At 45.1% G+C, this 24,822-nt stretch carries 24 protein-coding genes and 1 tRNA gene; 7 read left to right on the plus strand and 18 right to left on the minus strand.

Going from position 1 to position 24,822, the window contains the following annotated elements; translation table 11 throughout:
• Positions 1 to 102: 102 nt before the first annotated feature.
• The 3 genes from ABGU93_RS09225 to ABGU93_RS09235 all read right to left on the minus strand — a co-directional run bounded on the left by ABGU93_RS09225 (position 103) and on the right by ABGU93_RS09235 (position 3,896).
• Entirely contained in the window at positions 103 to 1,413 is a 1,311-nt protein-coding gene (locus ABGU93_RS09225) for a HAMP domain-containing sensor histidine kinase (RefSeq protein WP_347413175.1), read from the minus strand.
• Between the two features lie 50 nt (positions 1,414 to 1,463).
• Entirely contained in the window at positions 1,464 to 2,198 is a 735-nt protein-coding gene (locus tag ABGU93_RS09230) for a response regulator transcription factor (protein ID WP_347413176.1), read from the minus strand.
• 201 nt (positions 2,199 to 2,399) lie between these two features.
• Positions 2,400 to 3,896, minus strand: coding sequence for a carbohydrate-binding domain-containing protein (locus ABGU93_RS09235; RefSeq protein WP_347413177.1), 1,497 nt, complete (start codon positions 3,894 to 3,896; stop codon positions 2,400 to 2,402).
• A 351-nt stretch (positions 3,897 to 4,247) separates the two neighbouring features.
• On the opposite strand from ABGU93_RS09235, the gene ABGU93_RS09240 reads away from it, so the two are divergent.
• Genes ABGU93_RS09240 through ABGU93_RS09250 form a run of 3 tightly spaced genes read left to right on the plus strand, consistent with a single transcriptional unit; the run spans position 4,248 to position 5,155 of the window.
• The gene (locus ABGU93_RS09240; RefSeq protein ID WP_347413178.1) at positions 4,248 to 4,454 is read left to right on the plus strand and encodes a helix-turn-helix transcriptional regulator; all 207 of its coding nucleotides are present in this window, start codon (positions 4,248 to 4,250) and stop codon (positions 4,452 to 4,454) included.
• 11 nt (positions 4,455 to 4,465) lie between these two features.
• A complete protein-coding gene (locus ABGU93_RS09245) occupies positions 4,466 to 4,921 on the plus strand; it encodes a hypothetical protein (RefSeq protein ID WP_347413179.1) in 456 nt (151 codons plus the stop codon).
• An 18-nt stretch (positions 4,922 to 4,939) separates the two neighbouring features.
• Entirely contained in the window at positions 4,940 to 5,155 is a 216-nt protein-coding gene (locus tag ABGU93_RS09250; protein WP_347413180.1) for a hypothetical protein, read from the plus strand.
• Positions 5,156 to 5,244: 89 nt separating this feature from the next.
• On the opposite strand, the gene ABGU93_RS09255 is transcribed toward ABGU93_RS09250, so the two are convergent.
• The 12 genes from ABGU93_RS09255 to ABGU93_RS09310 all read right to left on the minus strand — a co-directional run bounded on the left by ABGU93_RS09255 (position 5,245) and on the right by ABGU93_RS09310 (position 17,651).
• Positions 5,245 to 6,954 (minus strand): FAD-dependent oxidoreductase, encoded by a 1,710-nt coding sequence (locus ABGU93_RS09255; protein WP_347413181.1) that lies wholly within the window; start codon positions 6,952 to 6,954, stop codon positions 5,245 to 5,247.
• 28 nt (positions 6,955 to 6,982) lie between these two features.
• Positions 6,983 to 7,318, minus strand: a complete 336-nt coding sequence (locus tag ABGU93_RS09260) for a glutaredoxin domain-containing protein (protein WP_026393342.1) — start codon at positions 7,316 to 7,318, stop codon at positions 6,983 to 6,985.
• Between the two features lie 216 nt (positions 7,319 to 7,534).
• Positions 7,535 to 7,798, minus strand: coding sequence for a hypothetical protein (locus tag ABGU93_RS09265; RefSeq protein WP_347413182.1), 264 nt, complete (start codon positions 7,796 to 7,798; stop codon positions 7,535 to 7,537).
• Between the two features lie 387 nt (positions 7,799 to 8,185).
• Complete coding sequence (locus ABGU93_RS09270; RefSeq protein ID WP_347413183.1) at positions 8,186 to 8,596, minus strand: hypothetical protein; 411 nt, start codon at positions 8,594 to 8,596, stop codon at positions 8,186 to 8,188.
• A gap of 32 nt (positions 8,597 to 8,628) precedes the next feature.
• On the minus strand, positions 8,629 to 9,348 hold the full coding sequence (locus ABGU93_RS09275; protein WP_347413184.1) for a DnaJ domain-containing protein: 720 nt from the start codon (positions 9,346 to 9,348) through the stop codon (positions 8,629 to 8,631).
• A 260-nt stretch (positions 9,349 to 9,608) separates the two neighbouring features.
• Positions 9,609 to 10,196 (minus strand): hypothetical protein, encoded by a 588-nt coding sequence (locus ABGU93_RS09280; protein WP_347413185.1) that lies wholly within the window; start codon positions 10,194 to 10,196, stop codon positions 9,609 to 9,611.
• Between the two features lie 126 nt (positions 10,197 to 10,322).
• Positions 10,323 to 11,249, minus strand: coding sequence for an AraC family transcriptional regulator (locus tag ABGU93_RS09285; RefSeq protein WP_347413186.1), 927 nt, complete (start codon positions 11,247 to 11,249; stop codon positions 10,323 to 10,325).
• Between the two features lie 130 nt (positions 11,250 to 11,379).
• Positions 11,380 to 12,648: a hypothetical protein gene (locus tag ABGU93_RS09290; protein ID WP_347413187.1), complete on the minus strand. Its 1,269-nt coding sequence runs from the start codon at positions 12,646 to 12,648 to the stop codon at positions 11,380 to 11,382.
• 52 nt (positions 12,649 to 12,700) lie between these two features.
• Complete coding sequence (locus ABGU93_RS09295) at positions 12,701 to 14,575, minus strand: ABC transporter ATP-binding protein (protein WP_347413188.1); 1,875 nt, start codon at positions 14,573 to 14,575, stop codon at positions 12,701 to 12,703.
• Positions 14,572 to 16,311 (minus strand): ABC transporter ATP-binding protein, encoded by a 1,740-nt coding sequence (locus ABGU93_RS09300; RefSeq protein ID WP_347413189.1) that lies wholly within the window; start codon positions 16,309 to 16,311, stop codon positions 14,572 to 14,574. Before ABGU93_RS09300 ends, ABGU93_RS09295 begins: the two co-directional genes overlap by 4 nt.
• 24 nt (positions 16,312 to 16,335) lie before the next feature.
• Positions 16,336 to 17,199 carry a hypothetical protein gene (locus ABGU93_RS09305; protein WP_347413190.1) on the minus strand — a complete coding sequence of 288 codons (864 nt, stop codon included), beginning with the start codon at positions 17,197 to 17,199 and terminating at the stop codon, positions 16,336 to 16,338.
• A 44-nt stretch (positions 17,200 to 17,243) separates the two neighbouring features.
• The gene (locus ABGU93_RS09310; protein ID WP_347413191.1) at positions 17,244 to 17,651 is read right to left on the minus strand and encodes a DUF1801 domain-containing protein; all 408 of its coding nucleotides are present in this window, start codon (positions 17,649 to 17,651) and stop codon (positions 17,244 to 17,246) included.
• Positions 17,652 to 18,060: 409 nt separating this feature from the next.
• Here ABGU93_RS09310 and ABGU93_RS09315 point away from each other — a divergent pair, with 409 nt between their 5' ends.
• Positions 18,061 to 18,486 carry a DUF3788 domain-containing protein gene (locus ABGU93_RS09315; RefSeq protein ID WP_347413192.1) on the plus strand — a complete coding sequence of 142 codons (426 nt, stop codon included), beginning with the start codon at positions 18,061 to 18,063 and terminating at the stop codon, positions 18,484 to 18,486.
• Between the two features lie 128 nt (positions 18,487 to 18,614).
• On the opposite strand, the gene ABGU93_RS09320 is transcribed toward ABGU93_RS09315, so the two are convergent.
• The 3 genes from ABGU93_RS09320 to ABGU93_RS09330 form a co-directional block, all read right to left on the minus strand.
• Positions 18,615 to 18,704 (minus strand) — tRNA-Ser (locus ABGU93_RS09320).
• Positions 18,705 to 18,899: 195 nt separating this feature from the next.
• Positions 18,900 to 21,296: an HD domain-containing phosphohydrolase gene (locus tag ABGU93_RS09325; RefSeq protein ID WP_347413193.1), complete on the minus strand. Its 2,397-nt coding sequence runs from the start codon at positions 21,294 to 21,296 to the stop codon at positions 18,900 to 18,902.
• 89 nt (positions 21,297 to 21,385) lie between these two features.
• Positions 21,386 to 22,060, minus strand: coding sequence for an NAD(P)H-dependent oxidoreductase (locus ABGU93_RS09330; protein WP_347413194.1), 675 nt, complete (start codon positions 22,058 to 22,060; stop codon positions 21,386 to 21,388).
• Positions 22,061 to 22,247: 187 nt separating this feature from the next.
• On the opposite strand from ABGU93_RS09330, the gene ABGU93_RS09335 reads away from it, so the two are divergent.
• From ABGU93_RS09335 to ABGU93_RS09345, 3 genes are read left to right on the plus strand one after another with little or no spacing between them, the layout of a single operon-like run.
• Positions 22,248 to 23,138 carry an ABC transporter ATP-binding protein gene (locus ABGU93_RS09335; RefSeq protein ID WP_347413195.1) on the plus strand — a complete coding sequence of 297 codons (891 nt, stop codon included), beginning with the start codon at positions 22,248 to 22,250 and terminating at the stop codon, positions 23,136 to 23,138.
• Positions 23,135 to 23,932 carry an ABC transporter permease subunit gene (locus ABGU93_RS09340; protein ID WP_347413196.1) on the plus strand — a complete coding sequence of 266 codons (798 nt, stop codon included), beginning with the start codon at positions 23,135 to 23,137 and terminating at the stop codon, positions 23,930 to 23,932. Before ABGU93_RS09335 ends, ABGU93_RS09340 begins: the two co-directional genes overlap by 4 nt.
• 20 nt (positions 23,933 to 23,952) lie before the next feature.
• On the plus strand, positions 23,953 to 24,750 hold the full coding sequence (locus ABGU93_RS09345; protein ID WP_347413197.1) for an ABC transporter permease subunit: 798 nt from the start codon (positions 23,953 to 23,955) through the stop codon (positions 24,748 to 24,750).
• Positions 24,751 to 24,822: the final 72 nt, after the last annotated feature.

Raw genomic sequence — 24,822 nt, forward strand, 5'->3', positions numbered from 1 at the left:
TCGGCTTTTGCTTTCCATGGCCTAATTATATTTCATATGTTCTTAACCGGTCTTTTGCCAACTCTTATTAAATCCTTATCTGTTTCTTAAATGGATAGACCCTTACACCACTTTAATACCCAGTTCCACCACGAACCCATCCGAATTATAACAGTGGATGCTGCCGTCCATGGCGGCCATAAACTGTCGGGCCAGATAAAGGCCCAGCCCGGAGCCCGGGGTATTTTGGACCATTTCCCCAGATCCCCGAAAAAACTTTTCACACACCAGCGGACATTCGTCAGGATCCACCCCCGCCCCATAATCTTTGATCTTTATGGTTAGGTTTTTGGCTGTTTTGTCCAGATCAAACCAGATGTTGATATCGGTATTGGCATATTTATAAGAATTGCTGATGATATTGTCAATCACCTGACCCAGCCGCAGCGGATCACAAAAGATCAGACACTCCGCCAAGTCATTTTTAAAGCGGATTTTCCCAAAATTATCCATTTCCTTGAACATCCGGATGATCACGGTGCTGGGTTGCTCGCTGACATTGACCTGCAGCATTTCCAGTTCTTCCAGGGTGGCGTGGAAAAGATTGCTGATCAGCGCGTCAATGATGTCGGCTTTGGCATCGATCACCGCGATTTTTGCGATACTTTCAGCGATCGTTGTTGCTGCGGTTGACCCTGGCAAATCCTCAGCTTGCACAGTTGCCAGCTTGATCTCAAGTAACTCACAGATGGCTTTAATGGTGGCCACCGGGGTTTTTATGTCATGGGACAGTTCCGCCACCAGCTCTTTCTTGCTGGTATTAGCCTGATATTCACCCTGCCGGGCCTTTCTCAACTCTTCCCGCATCAGATCAAAACTTTCAGTGAAAGCGCCAAAGTAATTGCCCCGGTCCATCGGTAGCCGGAACTCCAGATCACCGTCGGCAATTTTTTGGGCAAACTCTTTCATCACCCCAAAGGGCCTGAGAATCGACGTATGCACCAGCCCCAAAAGCAGATAAACCATGATCAATACCAGCCCAAAGGTAAGGGTCATCATGAACGTCAGATTTCTTTTCATGGTCGCTTCTTCACTACCGTCGGTCAGAATAATGATCTTCCCCAGCAATTCTTCCTGGCCATCCACTGCGTTTCCGGTCAAATCGATGATCGTCTGACGATTCTTGATGCCGTCATAAAGAATGGCCTGATAATTTTCATCCGTCACCAGAGCAATCTGGTAGGACAGTCCCCCATTCGCACCGGATTTTTTTGTATCGCCAGCGCGCCAGTCTTGTTCGATAGTCTTAGCGACCTGGTTGATCTCGGTAACATCGACCCGATTGATCTGGGAGGTATTGATGGTGGTGATTGCGGCCAGATAAGCACCTAGCATGATCACCGTAAACAGGATCACCATATTTCTAATTTTCATGCATTTCCTCAACTAAGTAATCTATTATATCGGCAAGAAGAGCGCCAGGGCTATTCGTTTTCTTCCGTCTCAAAAATATATCCGGTGCCCCAGATGGTTTTAATCAGCCTTGGCTGGTTGGGATTTTCTTCGATTTTCTCGCGAATTTTCCGGATATGGACATTCAGGGTGCCATCACTGAAAAACGCATCCCCCCAGATTTTGGCAAACAACTCATCTTTGGCAATCACCCGGTTTTTATTTTCATAAAGGTATAAAAACAGCTTGAATTCCTTGGTTTTGAAACCCACATCTTTTTCATTGCGATAGACCTTCATGGCATCCTTATCAATTCTCAGGTTGCCGCAACGGTCCTGATCTTTTATTTGCCCGCTGACCCCATCACTACTTTCGGCTTTTTGCGCCGCCCCATCATAGCGTTTGATGATGACCTTCACCTTAGCCAGCAGAACGCTAAGGGAATAGGGCTTTTTAATATAATCATCGCCACCGATATTCAGCGCAATCAGGACATCATCATCACTCTGCCGGGCACTGATAAAAAGAATCGGCACGTCGGTATTTTTTCGGAGTGCTTTACACAATTCAAAACCGCTGTCATTTCCCAGATTGATATCCAATAAAATCAGTTTAACCTGATTGTTTTCCATGAATAAGACGCAATCCTCAGAATTGGTCACAACGGCGCAGCTCAGGCCAAACATTTCAAAATATTCACAGGTCGCTTTCGCCAGTTCTACTTCATCATCGACAATTAAACAATCCCAGTTCACACGTACTCCCATCCCCCGACCTGGTCGGGAACGCTTTCGATTTGATTATTCTGATAATCCTTTGTTAAATGATACCATTATTCAGGTGAAATTGCATCTGGTTTGATTTATACTAGCAGGATTCAATTGTTTTCTTCGAAAAAAAAGACATGTCCTTCCATTGGAAGGAGCATGTCTTTTCGTTATTTCTCTATTCTTTGGTAATCTGTTCTGCTATTGCGGTTTTTGGCCGCCCTGGGGTTGATTCTGGCCACCCTGGCCGGGTCCACCCATTCCGGTCTGGCCGTTACTGGTGACGATCCCGGTCAGCGGGATTTCCACGTTTTGGCTGCCGCAGGTCAGGGTATAGGTTGAGCTCTGGGCCAGATCCGGAGTGCTGATCACCACCGATTGATAGGTTTTATCCGGGGTGTATGTTACTACAGTCTTGCCGCTGGCATCGGTCAATTTTATTTCGGTCCCGGCTGCACAGCTTGATGTGAGGTTGTAAAGCAAGGATGCCTGAGTCGAGGTTTCGGAAAATGACTGAGCCATTCCGGTACTGCCGGCAATCACAACGGTTCCGCCACTGACATCGGCGGTGCCATTATAATCCAGGGCACCATTGCCGCTGTTGGTGGGGCCGCTGACATTAACAGTGCCTCCTGAGATGTACAACGAGCCGTTACTGTCAAGTCCGTCACCAGCCGCATTGACGCTGATGGTGCCACCGGAAATTGAAACATAGACGTTCGCATCATTTTCCATGGCCGCGCCACCGCCTTTTCCGCCGGTATCTGTTTCCGCGGCGCTGGCACTGGCGCCATTAAACCCGTCATCCGATGAAATAAGGTCAATGGTTCCGCCTTCTACTATAATCGCTGTCCCTTCAATCCCCTCGGTACTGTTTTTAATGGTGATCGTCCCGCCGCAAATGTAAACATAGCCTTTTGTGGTATCATCGGCGTTCTTTGAGGTAATCCCCTTGCCTGCTGACGAATCGATGGTAATGGTGCCATTTTTAATTTTGACACTGTTTTTACCGCTAAGTGCATCATCTGCTGAAGTGATATTATAAGTACCTCCGGTAATGACCAGATCATCCTTTGACACAATCCCATGGTTATTGTTTGTTGTAATATTCAAGGCCCCTTCGCCATTGATGGTTAAATCCGCTTTGCTGAAGATAACCCCATCGACCGTATTGTCATCGGTCTGCACATAGGCCCCACCATCGGTTAAGGTATTGACCGTATTGGCGTTCAAGGTAACAAAGACCTTGTTGGCACTTTTTACATAGATCGGAGCATTGTCGGCACAATTGATGGTCGCACCATTTAGCACAATCTGAATCTTGTCGGTATCGGCTGCTGCTACCACAATCTGCCCGTCAGTCAGATTCCCGGTAACCACATAGGTCCCTTCCTTGGTGATGGTCAGGACCCCGTCACTGGCACTGGCGCCGTCACCGGTTACCTGGATATTGCTACCATCCAGAGTTACCTGAACTGCGGTCGCGTCATCATAGCTCGTTTCCAGATCCCGGTCGGTAAATTCCGGATCGACAACAATTGTCGATGTGGGCGATACCACCGCACTTAATACCGCCGTGGTCTCGGTGACTGCCTCAGCCGTGGTTTCTGTCGTTGTCGTTGCGGAGTTTGAACTGCATCCGGCCAACAATACCATCATGATTAATAAAAATGGTATCAAAATTTTTAGTCTTTTCATTGTACTTCCTCTTCTCTCTCTTTGTTAAGATGTTATTGTGAAGCGTATTATTTCCGCCTTGTTATCAAACAATTGGGGATTTACTCAGGATTGTAATAGAAATTTTATCAGGTTCCTGGAGTGCCCGCCTCTTTTTTCTTATTATAGATGGGTTATGTGACGGTTATATGGATAAAGGCTGTTTTTTAATTGAAAGACCCGATTTTATTTTGTATCATTAGCTCCGTTTTATGTCTTAAATGTTGAGTCATTCTTTTTTTGTTTTTTTTGCAAAGCGGACTTGACATTTTATGCAAAGCAAACTATACTAAAAATGCAAAGTATGCTATGCAGATTATCAGAAGGTGTAATATGAAAACACGAATCAAAGAATTACGAAAAGAACAAAAACTATCCCAGGAAGAACTGGCACTGGCGGTGGGCACGACCAGACAGACCATTACCTCCATTGAAGTCGGTAAATATACTGCTTCGCTGGTACTGGCCTATAAAATTGCCCACTATTTTGGGCTGACCATTGAAGAAGTTTTTGACTTTTCAGAAGAAAATGAATTTTAGGAGGTAACATGATGGAAAAATTTAGAAAAACGGTTAAACGAAGAATTGCCATTTCTTCAGGAATGACATTAGTATCATTGGTATTGGGGGCATTTAATATTTATTCAATAATTTTTTCAGACCACTCAACGGCAACCCACTCTGACGGTTTTGTGGCGGGGTTCCAGTTTGGTCTGATTATCAGCATCTTCGGCTTCTCGCTGTTTGACATCGTCAAACTGAGCCTGGCAATTAATGATGAAACTAAACTAAAGATATTGTACAATAAGGAAAATGACGAACGGATGAAAACCATCCGTAGCAAAGCCGGTATGCCGCTCATTGCCATAACATCAGTTCTGATGATTATTGCCGCCATTGTCGCCGGATATTTTAACATTGTGGTATTTTATACCCTGGTCAGCGCCGTAGCGGCCCAACTATCAGTCAGCGCCGTGGTTAAGCTTTATTGTCTGAAAACCATGTAACGGAGCGGGGTAATCACAATGAAATCAACGATGCGAAAAGAACTGAAAATCGGACTTTTGTTATTTGCTATTTTTAATCTCGCCAACTTGGTGATTAATCATCTGCTTCCAGAAATACCGGCCCTGCATTTTATCCTCGGCGGGCTGGCCGGGCTGGCCTTTTGCCAGACGATTATCGGCATCTTACCGGAAACCACTTACTTAAAACTGAAAAAGCTAAAAAAGAATTTATAAACAAAACCCTCAACAAACGAAAATTGTTGAGGGTTTTGTTGTGAAATTATTAATTTTGTTCTTTATTTCTGATACCGTCTTTTTAAAACCTATTTTGCAGTAGTCCCAAAATTGAGGGCGGCCAATTGATAATGGGCAGTTTTATAGGTACTGTATCCGCCAGCCAGATTGTAAATATTGGTAAAACCGTGCCCCTGCAGAATGCGGATAGCCAGATAAGCCCGCTGTCCCACCTGACAGGTTACATAAATGGGGGCGTCTTTGGCGATTGGTATTTCGCCAATCCGATCCCGGAGACTATCCAGCTCAATATTCACGGCACCCTTAATCCCGCCAGCCCTGACTTCCATTGGTGATCGCACATCCAGCAGGAAGCCGCCATCCGCCACAATCTGATCAATTTCATGCCACTGAACGGTTTGATAAACCCCATCCAGAATATTTTCGGCGATATAACCCAGAATGTTCACCGGATCCTTCGCTGATGAGAACGGCGGCGCATAACTGAGTTCAAGGTCCTGAAGATCCAGTACCGTTGCACCCAATTTCATGGCCGTGGCAATCACATCGATCCGCTTTTCAGTGCCCTCCTGGCCAACGGCCTGAGCGCCGATAATTTTCAGGGTTTGCGGGTCATACAACAGTTTCAGCGCAATATTGGTGGCATTGGGATAATACCCGGCATGGTTGCTCCGGTGGGCTACCACCACCTGATAGGGGATTTTTTTCATATCCAACAGAGCGGCATTATTTCCGGTGGCGGCAATGGTCTGATTGAACACCTTCGCCACGGCGGTTCCCTGAATACCGGCATTGCCGATTTTTTTGCCGTTGATATAATCGGCCACCAGTCGTCCCTGACGGTTAGCCGGCCAGGCCAGCGGAATGGCGGTCGCGGTTTTGGTGACAAAATCGACCACTTCCACGGCGTCGCCGATGGCAAAAACATCGGGATTTACGGCATCACTTTCGCCGCTGTAAACCTCATAATTAGCGGTCGTGACGATATGCCCCCGGGGACCCACTTTCAGATTGGCCTGCTTGGCCAAAGCATTTTCTGGTACCACGCCAATGGCAAGAATAACCAGCTCGGCCTGAAGCACCTGGCCGCTCTCCAGCACCACTTCATGGCCCTCATTCTGGAAATGATCAACCCCATCTTCGAGGATAATATTAACGCCATTGGCATTGATTTCCTGATGGACCAATTGGGCCATTTCAAAATCCAATGGTTTTAAGACCTGATTCATTTTTTCCACTAAAGTGACATTGATGCCCAATTCCTGCAGGTTTTCGGCCATTTCAACGCCGATGAAACCACCGCCGATGACCACTGCCCGGCTGACCTTGCCGCTGTCCACCACGGCTTTGATTTTATCAGTATCGGGAATGTTCCGCAGAGTCAGGATGTTTTTGGCTTCCGCCAATCCCGGAATCGGCGGAGCGATGGGTTTGGCCCCGGGCGAGAGGATCAGCTTGTCATAGCTCTCGGTATAAACCGCTCCAGTTTGATGGTTTTTGACCGCAACGGTTTTTTTATCCGGATCAATGGCTGTTACCTCACTAAAATTGCGGATATCCAGGTTAAACCGTTTGGACATCCCAGTTACCGTTTGAACCAACAGTTTCTGACGATCGGTAATCACATCGCCGATGTAATAGGGCAATCCACAATTGGCGAACGAGATATATTCGTCCCGTTCAAACAGGATAATCTGGTCTTCTTCACTTAAGCGACGGAGTCTGGCCGCCGCTGTGGCACCGCCAGCGACACCACCCACAATTAGTATTTTTTTCATCGATTTCTCTCCTTAGTTATATATTCGTTCATTTTGTTTCAAAGCTGGTTTTACATTTGGGACAGCGAACGCTGATTTTTCCCTTATCGGTGGGCACCCGCAGCTTGGCCTGACAGTTTGGACAGGCCACCACCCGATGATCGACCAGTTCCAATACCTTGGCCTGATCCAGACCGATCACGGCATCATCGCCGATGATAAAAGCGGGTACCCCACGAATACCCCTACGGGCCATTTCTTGTTGGGCCGCGGCGTCAACATTAACGTCCTTCTCCACAAATTGAATGTGATTTTGTTTGAGAAAAGCCTTTGCCGTTTTACAGTGGGGGCAGGTCTGGGTGGTAAACAGGGTTACATCTTTCATTATTTTCACCTGATTTCTTTTTATAATTACATGCTTTGTTTATTATTTAACATGATTCATCTTAACAGATACTTACCCGATTCTCTGTGATTTCATCACTGAGCGAATAAAATAATAGGAATCCTCAAAAAATTAAAACAACCAAAACCTCAGTTCTGATTGCTCTAAGTGTAAATTCTATTCTTATTATTTTGACTCGAAAGGCTTCTTTCTGGGTCATATTGCTTTTTCCATGGGGTCCATTCCCGAACAATTCATCCCATTAATGGATCTCTGTTTTTTACGGTTCTTTATTTCCCGATAGGCAAACTTGCTGCCTTTTTTACAGCCATCGTCTTTTACCATCAATATCGAAAGCCCTTCCATCAACAGGGTCATTACACATTGACGGGGGCAGGTGTTGCAGGTGAGTTTAATTTCGCTGACCCCATCCTCTTGCCGAATTTTCGCTTTCTCTTCTTTTAAATCTGTGTTGATCATTGATTGGACCTCCAAAACCTTTGCTCAGAAACAGATTGACTTCAACGTCGCCGCCATTGTTTGCCGGGACCGTCGTTGCTCTCTGGCCGCTTTTAGTAAAATTTTATCTTTTCTGAATTATAACACAAAATCCAAAGATTGTTAAATAAATAACTACTGGAAACGTTATCTGTTTTGGCAGGTTAATTTTCTTTAAAGATTACGGGATTTAACTGCCTGTACTTATTAAGGAATACAGATATAATATGATTTTCTTTGACCTTTTCACTTTATCAACTATTTTTCTTTAATCGTAAAATTGACAAAACCCAAGGAGCGCAATCTTAACACTGCAAGTCCTTGGGTTTCTTTTTTATCCTAACCGTCTACTAATTTATTTGATGTTCTTTACACGATCACCCGAACCACAAAGCTCTCTTTACACTCCGGACATTTAACCATGTGTTTACCCCGCTTGATCGGCAGCTTCAGGGTCTTCTTGCAATGGGGGCATTTCCGGTAACGATGGACCCGGATTTCTTTGATCCGCCGAAATAAGATCCGGCCTGCTTTTTTAACGGGGTTCCACAGTTTCAGGAACTTTTCGTTTTCCAGCTGCCGACGACTGATATTTCGGGAAAACCCCCGTAACACCATCAGCAGGATCAAGCCGTTTGAAATGACCATCAGGATCGTTGAATTGACCATCATATTGATCATCATCAGCCCCAGAGCCAGAAATAACCCGGCATAATAAAGCTGATCAATGCCGTAACGGTCAGCCATAAAGCGGATCAGCTTATTTTTTAAACTTTCCATTTATCGTCTCCTAATCTATTTAACCACCGATTCTAAAATATTAATCCTAAAAACGAAAGCAAGAACTGAATCGCGTAAAAGCCAATAAACAGCTTAACAATGGTACCCAGCGGCGAAAAATTTGAAGCCCGCCGACCAGTCCCTCCAAACCAACTGCGTCGGCCACTCATTTGATTCAGCAGGTTTTGATATTCGCTATTATCCGGTTCCATCTCAACGGCCATGCGGGCATGTTCCCGGGCCACATCCCGGTAACCCAGGCCATAATTGGCGATGGCACTGTAAAAATGCCATTGGGCACTGCGATCCGTAAGATGATTGAGGACATTGAGTGCCTCTTCATAATTCCCCATATTGATATAGTTTGCTGCTGTTTCAAAACTGTAGCTCTGCCGCTGTCTGGAATATGCTCCAAAAATCCACTCAAAGGGATCAAACCCTTCAAACGGGTCAGCCTGACCGGTCCGGCCATCGCTGCTGGCATAGCGATAGGTATAGGTTCTGGTTTGTCCTGAATGGCTTTGTCGATAGGTACTGGCAGTGCCATGGGCATTCCCGTAGGCCAGATTGGCCTGGCCGCTCTTGATCAAGTCATAGGCCGCATTGACCTCGCTCATTTTCTGGGCGGCTTCCTGATTGCCCGGATTCAAATCCGGATGGTACTGCTTCGCCAGTTTTTTATATGCTTTTGAGACGTCCTCATCGCTGGCATCGTGAGGTACCCCCAAAACTTGATAGGGATCCAAATTCATTGTGATTCCACCTTATCTGCAAATTTATTTCTTAAATTAATCGTGGAACGATTGTACCCCTAAATGTTTAGGTTTTGTTTAAACAATTGAACAAAAGTTATTCAGATTTATTCAATAACCTGATAATTTTTTATTTTGCAGAAATATTTTAGAAAAAACCATTCTTTTCGTGTATTTTTAATACCCCTAAAACAAAAATGCCGCCAGCCGATGAATATCTCATCTGCTAACGGCATTTTAAAATACTAATTACCTGTCATTTAGCTCTTTTGTGATAGAATCCCGATGGTGGATCGCCCCGGCAGCACAAAATAATTATCCCCCAGAGTGACCCCGATTTTGGCGGTTTCACCGGCAAACATGTCAAAGAGCCTTTTTTGTTCCACTGTTGACCATTCTTCACCGTTTCCGGGAACGTAGTCTTGAACCATTGACCAACCCGATTCTTCTTTCACCGCATCGGCCACAAAGACCTTGCCGGTATTGACCAGCAGATTCATGACCTCATCAATCATAAAAAGATCCATGGAATCTTTCAGGGTTTTAGAATAATCATCCAACTCGGTGCCGACAGTAACAATATAGGGAAAAACCAGATCGCCCTGATTGACATAACCCCTGAGCAGTGCGCTTTCAAAAAGCACGCCGTTGATTTTAACCCATTCATCGGTTTTTTCCGTAACCTGAGCTTGAAAGTAAATTGCCTTGGGCCTGGCAACCTGCTCCACCATTTCATATATGGGCTCGAGAATATCCTGCATCGCTTCATTGCCTCTTAAATGAAGTTCATTGTCCAGGGTTTCCATGTCATAGGAAAAGGGGAATTTTTCAAAAATCTTGAAATCCATTTTGCTCACTCCAATCTGTTTGTCTGTTTTTCCTTAATATACCCATATTATATCGAAATATTAAACCGGTTCAAAGCGAAAAAAATTTTCACGTCTTTGAACCGGCTCATCGGGTGTTAGATCAGACTAGATTTTGTTAATGGCTTTGACCGGATAGGCTTCAATGTACCCCCGGTAGCCCATCGGTGCCAGCTGAAAGCGGGGTGCTGCTTCCGGCGCCCATTGGTAGCCGTAAACGGTTGGATCAAAGCGTTTAACATGCTCCCAGATCGCATCAATTTCGGCCATAAAATCAGTATCGTCATAGGGTTCGCCCTGAAACACCATCATCGTGCAGGGCGGCAGCTCAATCAGCTCATAACCCTCCGGAATAACATTGGCATAATTCAGTGGCACCTCCACGCCTTGAACATACTGGGACGTACCTTCCCGGATCAGATGCCTGGGCAGCCACATTCCGATCGGTTCGTATAAGGCTTCCTTCACACTGGTGAGGACCGACCAGATCTCACAGCCGACTTCTTCACAATAAGCAAAATACTCAGTTGCTTTGACGCCGCGTTTTAACAGCAGCTTCCGGGCCGGTCGTTCAATCACCTGGACAAATACGGTCCGGGAATTTTGTTGTTCCTTCATTTTTTTCTCACTCATTTTTTTCGCTCCTTTATGCATGGACTGGTAGGTGTCGAAAACTTTCTGAGGCATAAATAATTGGATTGGCGGTGTCTGCCGGCCATATTTACTGGGGGCCATCCCAAATTCCCGGGAGAATGCCCGGGTAAAGCCTTCATGGGAATCAAAGACAAAATCCATGGCCACATCAACAATCTTCATCTCTCCATCCCGGAGCAAAAGCGCCGCCTTGGTGAGCCTTAACGCCCTAATATAATCAAAGGGGGCTTTCCCGACCACTTCTTTAAACAGCCTGGCCGCATGCCAGGGCGAATATCCGGCGGCATTGGCCAGTTCTTTCAAGGTAATCTTCCGGGTTAGATTGGTTTCGATATAGTCCTGCATCCGCTGCACGGCCTGAAAAATCTGTGCCTCTTCCATTTTTCTCACCTCCCTTGTCTTTATTCTAGACCATCAAGGAGCAAATTGCTTGACTGCCCTTGCTAAAAACATTTATTGCCCAGGGCAGTCCCTGTGACATCATTTATAATCATCATAAAATAATTTAACCTTAAAAAACCTCCGTTGCGATTAGTATGACATCATCAATGGTATATCCGGCAACGTTTTTAAAGTTCGCATAATTCCGCTTTAGCTTTTTATAAAGCTTTTTCGTATAGTTCATTCTAAACGGCAGATATTTTTCGATGGCCTTGATATATTCTGTACTATAATAATCCTGGTTTTGTGAAATAGCTTCAAATATCAATAGGGTCAGGTTTTTCTGGAGGAAGCGTTTCATTTTACAGGATTCCTCATGATCTAGTTGCTCATATGAATCTGCCATTATTGTATTAGAAAAATCAAACAAAGCATTGGTTAGCTTATCTAACGGCCACTTTTTTAAAGTCACCGAAAAAATAGTCATATGTCCATTTTTCAGATCCTCTTTGGCATCTTGTAAATCATCACATAACTGAAGCAGGACACCATACGCAAAGGCAAAATCCACCTGAATATCAGAAAGCTTACCATTCACTAAATAGGCATCCGCCAGCACCGACGCTCCGCCTTTCTCAGCACTTATTCCCAAGGCGTCTCTTTCGTAAGGGGAAGTCATCTCATTATGCTGCATCACACTATTATATTGGGCATCGTGAATAGCTAAAAGACTTTCATATAATTCTTTAAAACCCGTTCGAGTATATTGGCTCTCAATCATCCCAACAAAATTAAATAAGTCCGCTTCGTAGGCATTATCCGCTTCTATTTGTTCACCTTCTAACCGGAGTCTAAAGCGTTTACTGACCTGTTGCTTATCCTCAAAGGACACTTCCGGGTCGTCTAAATAATTATCGGTATACGGATAAAGCATACTATAAGCAAAAATGGCAGGGGTATACTCGACCTTGACCTGAAACAAAACCTGGAGCAAATTCATGATCCAGACATTTCTCAGGGCTTGCAGCATTTTGTCCAATTTCATCTCTGCGTTAAACGCTTTTACCCTGCCAATAAACTGATGCGTTACGGTGGGAAGGGCTTCGGCAAAGTCTTGACTAACCGACTCTTCCGTAAAACCCACTTGTTCGCCAAAGTTTTTTATCAGCGCCCATAAAGAATTTTTCCAGGCCGTTTGCTGATCTTTATTCTTTGGGCATTGCTTTAAATGCGAAAAAAGGTCATTGATAAACTGATTCATTTCTTTTTCTCGGATCATTTTTTCTTTGATGCTAATTTCTTCGCCCAAAACAGGGAAACACTTGTCAGTGCTCCACCATCGTTTGATATATTTACACTTTAGTTTTTCTATCATTTCATCTACCACAAAATTATCCAAAATTCCTCCCTACTTAAATCCAACCACTGTTTCTCGTTTTATTTGGCATTCTTTACCCCACCAGATTATTAAATTGGCTGTTATACAAATCCGCATAAAAGGTATCCGCGGCCAGCAATTCCTGATGGGTTCCCTTTTCAACAATGGTGCCGTTTTTCATTACCAGAATCAGATCCGCTGACTTGATGGTGGACAGCCGGTGGGCAATGACAAAGCTGGTTTTTCCCTTCATACTCGAAAGCATCGCTTTCTGGACCTGCAATTCGGTTTTGGTGTCAACGCTGGAGGTCGCTTCATCCAGAATCATCAGCGCCGGATTGGCCAGCATCGCCCGGGCGATGGTTAACAGCTGCATTTGCCCCTGGGAAACCGTTCCTTCTTCATTGGAGATTACCGTATCATAACCTTCTGACAAGGTTCGGATAAAATGGTCACAGCGGGCCGCCTTGGCCACCTGAATAATCTCTTCCCGGGTGGCATCCATCTTGCCGTAAGCAATATTTTCAGCAATGGTCCCTTTAAAGAGCCAGGTATCCTGAAGGACCATTCCGACCATCCGCCGCAGTCCACTTTTGGACAGGTCTTTAATATCAATTCCATCAACTTTGATGGTGCCGCCATCAAGCTCATAGAACCGCATCAGCAGATTGACCAAGGTGGTCTTGCCGGCACCGGTAGGCCCGACAATAGCCACCATCTCGTTAGGTCTGACGGTAAAGCTGATGTCCTCCATTAATAGTTCATCGGGATGATAACCAAAGCGGACATGTTCAAATGCCACCGCCCCATCCGGTTCGATAATCTGTTTGGGCGTGCTGGTTTCAGGCACCTCTTCAGGTTCGTCCAGAAATTCAAAAACCCGTTCTGCCGATGCCAGGGCGGCCTGCATCGAGTTGATAAAGTAGGAAGACTGGGTAATCGGGTCGGCAATCTGATTGACATACTGCAAAAAAGCCTGCACCGTCCCAATCGTCATGGTGCCATTAATGGCAAAGATGCCACCCACAATGGCCGTTACCACAAAACTCAACTGGGTCAGAAAGCGGATCGCCGGATAGATGGCATAGATCACAAATTGTGATTTTTTGTTGGCTTGATACTGGCGCTCGCTTAACTCCCGCTCGGTTTGGATGACCCGCTCCTGTTGGTTGAAGCTTTTGATAATCAGGTTGCCGGTATAATATTCTTCGATTTTTCCGTTTAATTCCCCTAACACCTTCTGATTTTCATAGAAAATCGCCAGTGTTTTTCCGGAAATCCACTTGGTCGCAAAAACACTCAGTGACATCGTGGCCATGATGATCACGGCCATGACAGGGCTCAGGACAAACATAATAACAATGCTAAAAACAAGGTTGCAAAGCGCATTGGTAAACTGTAGAGCCCCGGTTTTTAAAATCTCGGCGATCTTATCGGGATCATTGGTGGTTCGGCTTAAAACCACGCCGGTTTCATTGGCATCATAATAATGCAGGGGCAGTCTGGTGATCTTTTCACTTATTTTCTCCCGCAACGATAAGGCCAGTTTTTCACCCACACTGGCCATGGTGTATTCCTGGAGAAAGGAGAATGCCGCCCCTATCAGATAGGCCGTCGCTAACAATAACAGGGGCAACCCCACGATCTCGGCCAACTGTTCAAAACTGCCGCCGATGCCGTTGGCGCTGATGGCTTGAATCAGCTGATCCAGAGCTTTCCCCATAATAATGGGGGTAAGGGCATAAAGCCCGTTACTGACCACGGCTGTTAGCAGAATGATCAGCAGGGCCCCCTTCTGTTTTAACAGTAGCCCCATTAATCGTTTGGCTGAAGCTTTAGAGTTTTTGGGGATATCTTCCATTTCAGTCAGATCTTCCATTTTAGGCAAATCTTCGGCATTAAGCGCTTGCTGATTCTCTTGCTGTGGTTTCTTTCGCTGTTTCTTCATAAACTGTCAGCCTCCGTTTCGCTAAGCTGAGACGCGACGATTTCCTGATAAACGGAACAGCTTTTCATCAGTTCCTCATGCCGGCCGATACCGGCCATCCGGCCCGCATCCAGCACAATGATCTGATCGGCCTCCATAATGGTGCTGACCCGCTGGGCCACAATCACCATCGCTGCATCCGCCATCTCTTTTTTCAGTGCTTTTCTAAGCGACGCATCGGTTTTAAAATCCAGGGCTGAAAAGCTGTCGTCAAAAATATATACCGGGGCTTTTTTTACCAGCGCCCGGGCAATACATAACCGTTGCTTCTGGCCGCCGGAAAAATTGGTACCGCCCTGAGCCACCGGACTTTGATAGCCTTCTGCCAGCTCGGTAATGAAGTCATGCGCCTGGGCGATTTGGGCGGCCTGTTCCAATTCCGCGGGGATTGCCTGGCTGTTTCCCATCCGCAGATTGTCAGCAATGGTGCCACTAAAGAGCATTGCCTTCTGGGGCACATAACTGATGGCTTCCCGGAGCTGATGCTGGGTCATCTGACGGATATCCGTCCCCTCCAGGGTAATCACCCCGCTGGCCACATCATAAAGACGCAGCATCAGACTGGCAATGGTGCTCTTACCCGACCCGGTACCCCCAATAATGGCGGTCGTTTTACCCTGCTCACAGGAAAAGCTGATGCCTTCCAAAACCGACTCTTCCGCGCCTCGATAGGAGAAGCTTACCTGATCAAAGACGATTTTTGCCGGATTATCCGGGTTTCGCAAGGCCGGCAGCTGGGTTTCGTCCGCAATTTCCGGGATCGTATCCAATACCTCCTGGGTTCGATCCAGACAGGCCTTCATCTTCGGTAACATTACCATCACCATCGATGACATGATCAGTGCAATCAACAACAGAATGGTATATTCTGAAACGGCGATAATGCCGCCGACCTGAATTTCGCCATTGAGCACCAGAAAACTGCCAAACCATAATACTGCGACCATACTGATCCCGACAATCGACCAGATCAGCGGACTAAACACCGCAAAGGTCTTATTCAAACGGATCACGTTATCGGCATAATTTAAAAAGGCCTGATTGGTTCGTTTTCGTTCAAATTCCGAATTGTCAAAGGCCCGGATTACCCGAACCCCGGTAATCGCTTCACCCATAATGCGATTAATGACGTCCAACCGTTTTTGGATGGTTTTCGAGATCGGGCTGGCTTTGATGAAGATAAGATAAATGGCCAGCATAAAAACGACCATCACAATGATGGGAATCCATACCAGTGTCGGGCTCACGCCAATGGTCATGATAATCGCTGTTATCGCGATAATCGGTGCCGGTAAAATCATTTGAGCAAACATAATCACCGTCTGCTGAATGACCGTAATATCACTGGTCGCCCGGGTAATCATTGAAGCGGTACTAAAATGGTTAAAATCACGGATTGACAAGATTTGGGTTTTGTCAAAAATCCGGTCGCGCAGGTACTTTCCTGAAAGTGCCGCCAAATCCGCACTCTGGTAGCTGGCCCATAAGGAAATCAGGCCTGATAATCCCACCGCTGCCAGCATCTGCAAACCCAATATCACAATTGCCATCAGATCTTTTTTGAGAATCCCGTCATCGATAATTTTTGCCGCAAAATAGGGCACCGCCAGCATACTGAAAGACTGGATCACTGTTGCCAGAATAATTAAAAACAGCATCGTTTTTTTCTCTTTTAAAAATTGGATTAAATAGGTCACTGCTCATCCCTCCTGTGGATTGGATTATTTAACAATCCCTAAAAGTGCTGTTTCATATTGTGTTCGCCTTTCCGGTTGTACCGTATTGTCCAGGCGCAAAAGGACATTTCCCGCCTGATAGGTGGTTCCTGTCACCTCAGAAAAAACCGTCAAATAATCATACCGCTGTTTCGCTACCGCATAATCCTGATAAACTTCCACCGACCCGCCGATCGGTTCAATCTGATTCTCCACTTGTTCAACGGAGCGGTCTTCAAAGCGGGCTGCCTGGGCCAGTTGGAGATTGGGCTGCTTTAATAAACCGGTCGCATAATCAGGATCGGTATAAACCACCACTGTCCCAATCGGCAGACCCGCTGCTTTCAGCTGATCAATGATCTCTTGCGGTGACAGCGTGCAAAACAGTTGTGCATTCTGTTTTTCTTTCTCCTTCTGTTTTTTTGCTGCGGCAATTAAGTTTTCAAAGCTAAACTGCTCGGTCTTTTGATAACGGCTATCATAAGCGCTTTTTCCTTCTCCAGAATCTGAAAAAAGATACAGGGTTTCATCCGCTATTTTAAACCGGATCTTCCGCTCTGGTGTATCCACTTCATCTAAACACAACTCCAGATAGTTTTTGTCGTTACCGCTGATCTGCCAGTTTCCTTCTGAAATCGTCAGCTTCCCATCATAACCATTATAAAAACTGACGGTGCCATTTTCGTTAAAGACATATCCGGTCATCGCCGTATCATTTAAAGCCCCTTCGCTGGGCACTAATTCCCAATTGCCAACGAGATCCCCGGTACTATTGGCGCAACTCGATAGTACCAATAGGGAACAAAGCAGCAACAGAAGTGTTATTATCCACTTAATGCTTGTTATTGACATCTTCTTTCTTTCCGACATTTTTTCCTCCGTATCCTTTCGCCCTCTGGTTGACGCCTGATGCACTATTCCGGGCTTTTATCCTTAATTTTGCTCTTTTTTTGCTTGTTTTTCGCAGTCGCCTGATTCTCTGCCACTCTGAAAGCAACGATTTTTCGGATCAAATCAAAAGGTATTGGTTGATTAAGTGGAAATTGAACCGATCCTTTAGCACTCTTGTACTTTGACAATTCCTGCTTGAATTTTTCGATACCAGACGGGGCCGGATAAAAGCCAATATGGTTTTTATAAGCCGCAAAATGAACCAGATTTCCGTCCTGAAAAAATGTCGGCATCTGATAACTGATCTTTTCCTCTGCCTCGGGGGCCGTTTCTTTGATGAGCTGCCGGATTTCCTGGAGAAGCAGCTGAACTTCTTCAGGGAACTGGCGAATATACTCATCTATTGGGTTAACATCTTCGATTTTAGTCATTGTCTTCAACTCCTTTCACCAATATCAGCGTTTCAGTCGCTGATTCATCAACTCCTTTTAGAATAAATAGAATCCATTCTTCCCAATTGCATTTGTTTTTCAATAAGCAACCGGTAACGTTCATGTATTTTTTATCATTGCTATCATTATACGCCTCTCGCTATCAAAAAACGATGGTATTTTCCTTTTTTTCGCCACCCATATTCTTTAGATTCACTTTTCTTGACAAACGTCAAAATTTTACTCAACTGCTTCCTAACCATTTTTTATCAAATTAACTTGACCGCCTTGGCTCATGGTGATAAATTTTAATTATAAAATTTATCGGTGATTGGGAGAGTATCCTGAGCTTTCAACCTGCTCCGACACCTATATTCTGCGATTACCAGAAAAATATTGGAGGTTCCCTATGGAATGGAGTCAGTCTTTTGAACAGAATCATGAGCCAACCATGGCCGAGATGATCAGTTTTGTCGATAATCCCCTCTGGATTGCCTTACAAAACTTTATTGAAACCGCCTATCACATCAAGCCGATCATGAATTACAGTCGCTGTTCCGCCCAGCGCGGCTGGAATCTGAAGTACCGGAAAAGCAGTAAATCCCTTTGTGTCCTTTACCCCATGGATGGTTATTTTATCGCTCTCGTCGTAATCGGAAACAAGGAACTCAATGAAGCGGAAACCTACCTTCCCCAGGCCAGCCCGGAAATTCAGACCTTATTTGCCAGGACACCCTTTGCTGCCGGCGGTCGCTGGCTGATGATTCCCGTTACCTCTGAACGGATTCTCGAAGACGTGAAAAACCTGATTCAAATCCGGGTCCAACCCAAGTGATGGGCTTTATTATTCTATCCTGATGGGCGGACAATTGCTAAAGGGTCAATTAAAGGGTAACGCTAAAATAGATATAAAAAAAAACAGCCACAAACGGCTGTATCATAACATTTCTTCATTTAATTAAATGGCGGAGAGAGAGGGATTCGAACCCTCGGTACGCTTACACGTACACACGCTTTCCAGGCGTGCTCCTTCGACCACTCAGACATCTCTCCTAAGGTAGAACAAAAAAATTATTCAATTTTTTCATGCTTGTTGATTATACGGTAATTGGTGATAAAAGTCAATCTTTTCTTTCAGAAGCCCCTTGATTTATGTGATTAAAACCGCTTATCTCGTTAATAAAGCCATCAGGGGTTTTGCTCTGATGGCTTTTTGCAGATCTTAATGGGCTGTTCTCCTAAACTGTTCTAACTGGGAAGATTCCTGATCATATTGATAAATTCCCGTTTTATTTCCGGATCAAATTGCCCCTCCATTTTTTCCAGATGGAGCAGGGGATTTTGATTGAACCCCAGGACTTCCTCTTCCTGCGCCGAGATCAAGCGGTCATAGCAATTGGCAACGGCCACAACCCGTGCTGAAAATGGGATCTCTTCCCCTTTCAGACCCTTGGGATAGCCGCTACCATCCCATCTTTCGTGATGGTGAAGAACCGCATCAGCCAGAGACATGGTATCATCAAAGGCATTGAGAATCCGATACCCCATAATCGGATGCTTCTTGATTTCAGTCATTTCTTCCACGGAGAGTTCACTGCTTTGCTCCAACAAATCTTTATGCAAGACAATCTTGCCGATATCATGGAAATAGCCGGCCAGTTTCAGCCGTTTGATTTTTACATGGGGGAGTTCCATGGTTACACCTAAATCATGACACCATTGACTGACTCGCTGGGCATGTTCCTCTTCCTGAGGACTGTCACTCTGAAGGGTGGTGATAATGGAATCCAGGGTCGTACTTTTAAAATCATCCCGTTCCAGAATCTTAATGGCATACATTTTTTCTTCAGCAGACTCCAAACATTCCATAATACTCTGGTCCATGGCTGTTTTGACCTCACAGCCCAGTGAAATATTTCCTTTGATGACCTTAACCCCCTCTCTGGCAAACTCGGTTTTGATCCGCTTTTTAATCAGTTTCGCCTGTTCGATGGTGGTTTTAGGCAATAATATGACAAATTCATCGCCACCCCAGCGGGCGATGATATCATCAGCCCGGCAGGTTCGGCGCATCACATCGGCTATTTTCTTGAGAAAAATATCCCCGTGGGCATGGCCAAAAATATCATTGGTCAATTTTAAGCCGTTCACATCGCCCATAATAATCGAAATCGGCAGGTTTCTTTCGGTATCCAGCCGCAGTAATTCGGCTTCCAGAAAACGGCGGTTATAAAGTCCGGTCAGGGCATCGTGAAAGCTCAGATACTCGATCTCTTCGCGCTGCTCTTTTTTCTCGGAAACATCCCGGAAAACCAGAACGATGCCAACCGTTTCACCCTTTTCATTTTTGATCGGCGCCGCGCTGTCTTCCAGGTGAAAAACCGATCCGTCCTTGGCCGTTAAGACCGCATGATTTTTAAGTTCCTGGGTCTCGTCGGTCGCCATGGCGGTAATGATGGGATCCTGAATCTCCTGTTGACGGTCTTCATGGGACAATACAAAAACCTCGGTATAATGCTTCCCTTTAGCTTCTTCATTGGTCCAGCCAGTCAGGCTCTGGGCCACCTTATTGAGCATTTCGATTTTGCCGGCGGGATCAACCACCATGACCCCATCGCCAATGGAGATCAGGGTCTGGAAATATTTGCTCCGTTCTTCAAACAGTTTTTTCTGAATGATTCGTCTTTCCACATTGGTCAGCACGCCATTCATTAACACCGTAATTTCATACACATCATTATCGCCATAATGGTCTTCTTTACCGGCAAAACCAACCACGGCTTTGATTTTTTCATCAATAAAAATGGGGATGGTGATAGAGTTACCCGTAACTTTATCACCGCCGGGCAGTTCCTGTTCTGATGTTGGTTCAGCGACGTCAGTGTTATTGATAATCGGTTTTCTCTGGCGCACGGTCTCACCCCATAACCCGGCTTCTTCCAAGCGGTAGATCCGCTGTGGCTCCACCATTTGAGATTCTTTGGTCAGTCCTTTTGACCAGGCACTGAGGGCGAATTCCTGTCTTTTTTCATTATAAAAGCAGATATAACCGATGCTGCTTTCGGTCAATTTCAAAGCTTCGTGCAACACATAATCAAGCTGCTTTTGATCATTTCGGAAATTCTTGCTTAAAACATTAACCAGGATCTTATTTCGGAAGAGCACTCTTTCCTGTTTTTTAATCAATTTTTCTTCATCCGTAATTTCCCGTATAAAAGCCCCCACCCCGATCCGATTTTCTCTTAATTTCACCGGAAATTTTTTTATCTTGTAAATGCGATTTTTGTGTTTTTCTTCATATTCGGTGGTTTTTTCGGTCTTAATAACCTGTTGATCGGTCTCAATGATTGATGGACCAAAGGCTTCAATATCCAACTGCTGATCGTCCTGAACGATTATTTCCGCAACCGATTTCTGATAATGGGGTTCCGCTGCTTTATTGATAAAGAGGTAGTTCAACTGCTCATCTTTCAAATAAATGACCGTTTCATGGCCGTTAATGAAGGTATCGCAGATATCCTTGATGCTTTTCGTATCCTCACTATTTTTCTTCAATTTTTTATTATTCTGATGTAATAATATCAAGAGAATCCCGACTGCAATAACAAGTCCAGTTATCACTAATATACTCGCAGCTGCGTTCATTCTTATATCTCCTCATCCAACCCCTAAGCTCACGCTGTGATCTAAATAAAAGCACTAAAATGTTCACTTGTCATCTAAAGTGTTACTGTTTATTCAATGATTTCCAGGACTTCGTCTGTTTTTCTTCTTGTTTTGGGGCGATGGTCCCGGTTTTTATAACCAAAGGCGATCATGCAGGATAATCCAAAATGGACGGGGTCCAGGATCCCCTCTTGAACCAGAACCGCTTCTACCTTTTCGGTATTAAATCCTTCCATCGGGGTGGAATCAACGCCCAGCATGGCCGCGGCGGTTAGCATATTGGCCAGGGGAATATAGGTTTGTTTACAGGCCCAGTCAAAAAAAGCCCGCTCATTTCCGGCGATTTTCAGATCGTCTTCCTGAAAACTCTTCAGCTTATTTTTACGGGCTGCTCGCAAGTCGTCGGTAAAATGCTGAACATCGTTCATGATGTACTCCACATAGTCAGAATCTGGCTTCAGATCAACCGGTTTTCGGGCCAGAATCAGGACAAAATGACTGGCCCCATCAAGACTGACTTCCGCGCCCCAGGCGTAAGATTTTATTTTTTCCCGGAGCTCTCGGTTATTGAGCAAAATAAATTTCCAGGGTTCCAGCCCCATCGAGCTGGGGGACAGCCGGGCCGCCTCCATAATCACGGCAAAATCCTCGTCACTGACCTTTTTATCGGCATCATAACCCTTGCAGGTATAGCGATTGTTAAATATCTCCAGAATCAAGGCCCGCGTTTCTTCTTTTTTCATATTCGACCTCCCGATTTTAAACTATTACTTATACTATATTCCCTTTGAACAGCCTCTCTAACAAAACATTAATAATTTTTTTCAGGATATTCCGACCTCTTGTCCCTTGTTTATTTTTGCTTGATAAGGGTAGAATAATTGCATCACACTAAATTATCCGGATTATATTTGAAAGAAGGGGATCTGCATGAATGTAATTGAAATCAATCAGCTGACAAAATATTATGGAAAAAATCGAGGCATTGAAAATGTATCCTTTTCTGTGGAAGAAGGCGAGATCTTTGGTTTCATCGGCCCCAACGGGGCTGGTAAATCCACCACCATTCGAGCCCTGCTGTCGCTGATCCATCCGACCAGCGGTTCGGCCACAATTTTCGGAAAAGACTGTATAAAATACGGCAGCGAAATCCGCCGGGACATCGGCTACCTGCCTTCGGAAGTGTTTTATTATGAGCACATGAAGGTTCGGGAGGTCCTCAACTATTCAGCCAGCTTCTATGACAATGTCGACACCAGCCGGATTCAAAGTCTGGCCGAAATCATGGACCTTGATTTGAACAAGCGCATTGACGACCTATCTTATGGTAACAAAAAGAAAGTCGGTATTATTCAGGGGCTGCTCCATGAACCCAGGCTGATTATTCTGGACGAACCCACCGGAGGCCTGGATCCATTGATGCAGCAGAAATTTTTTGAACTGATCCGGGTGGAAAACCAGAAAGGTGCCACGGTTTTGTTCTCTTCACATATTCTTTCCGAGGTTCAAAAGTTGTGCGGTCGGGTAGCCATCATTAAAGACGGTACCATTGTCCGGGTTGAAAATATCCGCGATATGCAAAAGCACAATTATAAAAAATTTACCCTGGATTATCGGGGCGTTATCGATGTGCATCACTTTAACCTGGAAGGGGTCACCAATCTTACGGTTAATGAAAGCACCCTGCATTTTTTATTTAAAGGTGATATCAATCGCATGGTTGAGCGCCTGCAGGGTCAGAACCTGATAAATCTGCTGGTTGAGGAACCCAGTCTTGAGGAAATTTTTATGCATTATTACCAGAAGGAGGAACAGCCATGAACATCCTAAAGCAGGAACTGCGGATGGGCCGAAAAAACCTGATCGTCTGGTGCATCTCACTGATTGGGGTATTAAGCCTTTTTATGCTGCTTTACCCATCCATTTCCAGCCAACTGGAGGACTTCCAAAAGGTCTTTGAAAGTTTCCCCATTGAATTTCAGCAGGCTTTCGGTGTGGCTGATCTGGAGCTTTCCAGTATTTTGAGCTTTTATCAATTTGCCCTGATGTACGTTTTACTGGCCGGGGCCATTCAGGCCATGAATCTGGGTGTTTCGGTTATCTCTGCGGAAGTCCGGGAAAAAACCGGCGATTTTCTGTTTGTCAAACCAGTCAGCCGCAACCGGGTAGTATCCATGAAAATCCTGGCTGTGCTGATCCAGATTCTGATCACCAATGCGGTTGTTTTTACGGCTTCTCTGATCATGGTTACCCTGCTCAGTACCGATTCCTACGATGTCGAGTTGTTTACCCTGTTTACCCTGAGTTTGCTCTTTATCCAGATTTTCTTTGCCAGTCTGGGTCTGTTTGTGTCTGTTTTTTTAAGACGAATCCGCACCGTTCTGCCGATCAGTATGGGGGTAGTCTTTATTTTTTATATTATTCATCTGCTCAACGAAACCTTGAAAGATGAAAAACTGGGACTTATTTCACCCTTTGATTATTTCAATCTCTCCGAGATATCCAAAAACATGAATTACGATTCTCTGAACCTACTATTATGGTTTGTTTTAGTTGGCGTGTTTATTTTTCTGACCTTCAAGCTTTTTGCCAGAAAAGATCTACCGTCGATCTAGCCTAAAAGGAGGCGCTACCCATGAACGTATTTAAAAAAGAAATGAAGGCCAATATCAAGTCGTTGATCATCTGGTGTTGTGCCCAAGTTTTCATTATCTTTGCCGGAATGATGAAATACCAGGGTTTCTCTGATTCTCAGGTGGACGTCAACGCCCTGTTTGACGCCTTTCCCGAAGAAATTATGGTTGTTTTTGGGATCGGTTCAGTGGATATTACCAAGGTCGCCGGGTTTTATTCGGTGTTCTTTCTCTACTTTATGCTGCTGGCCGCTGTTCATGCGGTGATGTTCGGGGCGGTGGTGGTGTCCAAGGAAGAACGGGATCACTGTGCCGATTTTATCTACACCAAACCGGTGCGCCGGTTTCAGGTTATCAGCCCTAAGCTGTTGGCCGGGGTCATCAATATTCTGATTTTTAACATGGTGACCTTTGCCGCTTCGGTTTTTTTCATTGCTCAGCATAACGATGGCGATGGACTGATCGACAAGGTTTCCCTGACAATGCTGGCGCTCTTTATCCTGCAACTGTTCTTTTTGGCACTGGGGGCCCTGTTTGGATCAATTTTAAAAAATACCAAAAGAGCGACAGCTGCGGCTTCCGGACTGGTGATGGGATTTTTCATCTTATCCGTGGTGGTGAATTTGTATGATAAGCTGGCATTTCTGAAGATCCTCACCCCTTTCAAATATTTTGAGGGTGCCAGCCTGATGATCAATGATCAGCTTTCCTTCAATTCCGCCGCAATTTTACTGATCGTGTCGCTGGTCTTTTTCACTTTAACCTTTGTGGCCTTTAACCGCCGGGACTTGAATACCTAGGTTCTGGTGGTCATCCCCAATCGGGTAGGAGGCTGACCATTAATTGATCAGCCGACCTCCCACACCACCGTA

Origin of the sequence: Acetobacterium sp. (assembly GCF_039830195.1) — a bacterium.
Taxonomy (GTDB): Bacteria; Bacillota; Clostridia; order Eubacteriales; family Eubacteriaceae; genus Acetobacterium.

Coding starts and splice junctions, on each gene's coding strand:
- ABGU93_RS09225 (WP_347413175.1), bottom strand. CDS start 1,413: ATGAAAATTAGAAATATGGTGATCCTGTTTACGGTGATCATGCTAGGT.
- ABGU93_RS09230 (WP_347413176.1), bottom strand. CDS start 2,198: ATGGGAGTACGTGTGAACTGGGATTGTTTAATTGTCGATGATGAAGTA.
- ABGU93_RS09235 (WP_347413177.1), bottom strand. CDS start 3,896: ATGAAAAGACTAAAAATTTTGATACCATTTTTATTAATCATGATGGTA.
- ABGU93_RS09240 (WP_347413178.1), top strand. CDS start 4,248: ATGAAAACACGAATCAAAGAATTACGAAAAGAACAAAAACTATCCCAG.
- ABGU93_RS09245 (WP_347413179.1), top strand. CDS start 4,466: ATGGAAAAATTTAGAAAAACGGTTAAACGAAGAATTGCCATTTCTTCA.
- ABGU93_RS09250 (WP_347413180.1), top strand. CDS start 4,940: ATGAAATCAACGATGCGAAAAGAACTGAAAATCGGACTTTTGTTATTT.
- ABGU93_RS09255 (WP_347413181.1), bottom strand. CDS start 6,954: ATGAAAAAAATACTAATTGTGGGTGGTGTCGCTGGCGGTGCCACAGCG.
- ABGU93_RS09260 (WP_026393342.1), bottom strand. CDS start 7,318: ATGAAAGATGTAACCCTGTTTACCACCCAGACCTGCCCCCACTGTAAA.
- ABGU93_RS09265 (WP_347413182.1), bottom strand. CDS start 7,798: ATGATCAACACAGATTTAAAAGAAGAGAAAGCGAAAATTCGGCAAGAG.
- ABGU93_RS09270 (WP_347413183.1), bottom strand. CDS start 8,596: ATGGAAAGTTTAAAAAATAAGCTGATCCGCTTTATGGCTGACCGTTAC.
- ABGU93_RS09275 (WP_347413184.1), bottom strand. CDS start 9,348: ATGAATTTGGATCCCTATCAAGTTTTGGGGGTACCTCACGATGCCAGC.
- ABGU93_RS09280 (WP_347413185.1), bottom strand. CDS start 10,196: ATGGATTTCAAGATTTTTGAAAAATTCCCCTTTTCCTATGACATGGAA.
- ABGU93_RS09285 (WP_347413186.1), bottom strand. CDS start 11,249: ATGGAAGAGGCACAGATTTTTCAGGCCGTGCAGCGGATGCAGGACTAT.
- ABGU93_RS09295 (WP_347413188.1), bottom strand. CDS start 14,575: ATGAAGAAACAGCGAAAGAAACCACAGCAAGAGAATCAGCAAGCGCTT.
- ABGU93_RS09305 (WP_347413190.1), bottom strand. CDS start 17,199: ATGTCGGAAAGAAAGAAGATGTCAATAACAAGCATTAAGTGGATAATA.
- ABGU93_RS09310 (WP_347413191.1), bottom strand. CDS start 17,651: ATGACTAAAATCGAAGATGTTAACCCAATAGATGAGTATATTCGCCAG.
- ABGU93_RS09315 (WP_347413192.1), top strand. CDS start 18,061: ATGGAATGGAGTCAGTCTTTTGAACAGAATCATGAGCCAACCATGGCC.
- ABGU93_RS09325 (WP_347413193.1), bottom strand. CDS start 21,296: ATGAACGCAGCTGCGAGTATATTAGTGATAACTGGACTTGTTATTGCA.
- ABGU93_RS09330 (WP_347413194.1), bottom strand. CDS start 22,060: ATGAAAAAAGAAGAAACGCGGGCCTTGATTCTGGAGATATTTAACAAT.
- ABGU93_RS09335 (WP_347413195.1), top strand. CDS start 22,248: ATGAATGTAATTGAAATCAATCAGCTGACAAAATATTATGGAAAAAAT.
- ABGU93_RS09340 (WP_347413196.1), top strand. CDS start 23,135: ATGAACATCCTAAAGCAGGAACTGCGGATGGGCCGAAAAAACCTGATC.
- ABGU93_RS09345 (WP_347413197.1), top strand. CDS start 23,953: ATGAACGTATTTAAAAAAGAAATGAAGGCCAATATCAAGTCGTTGATC.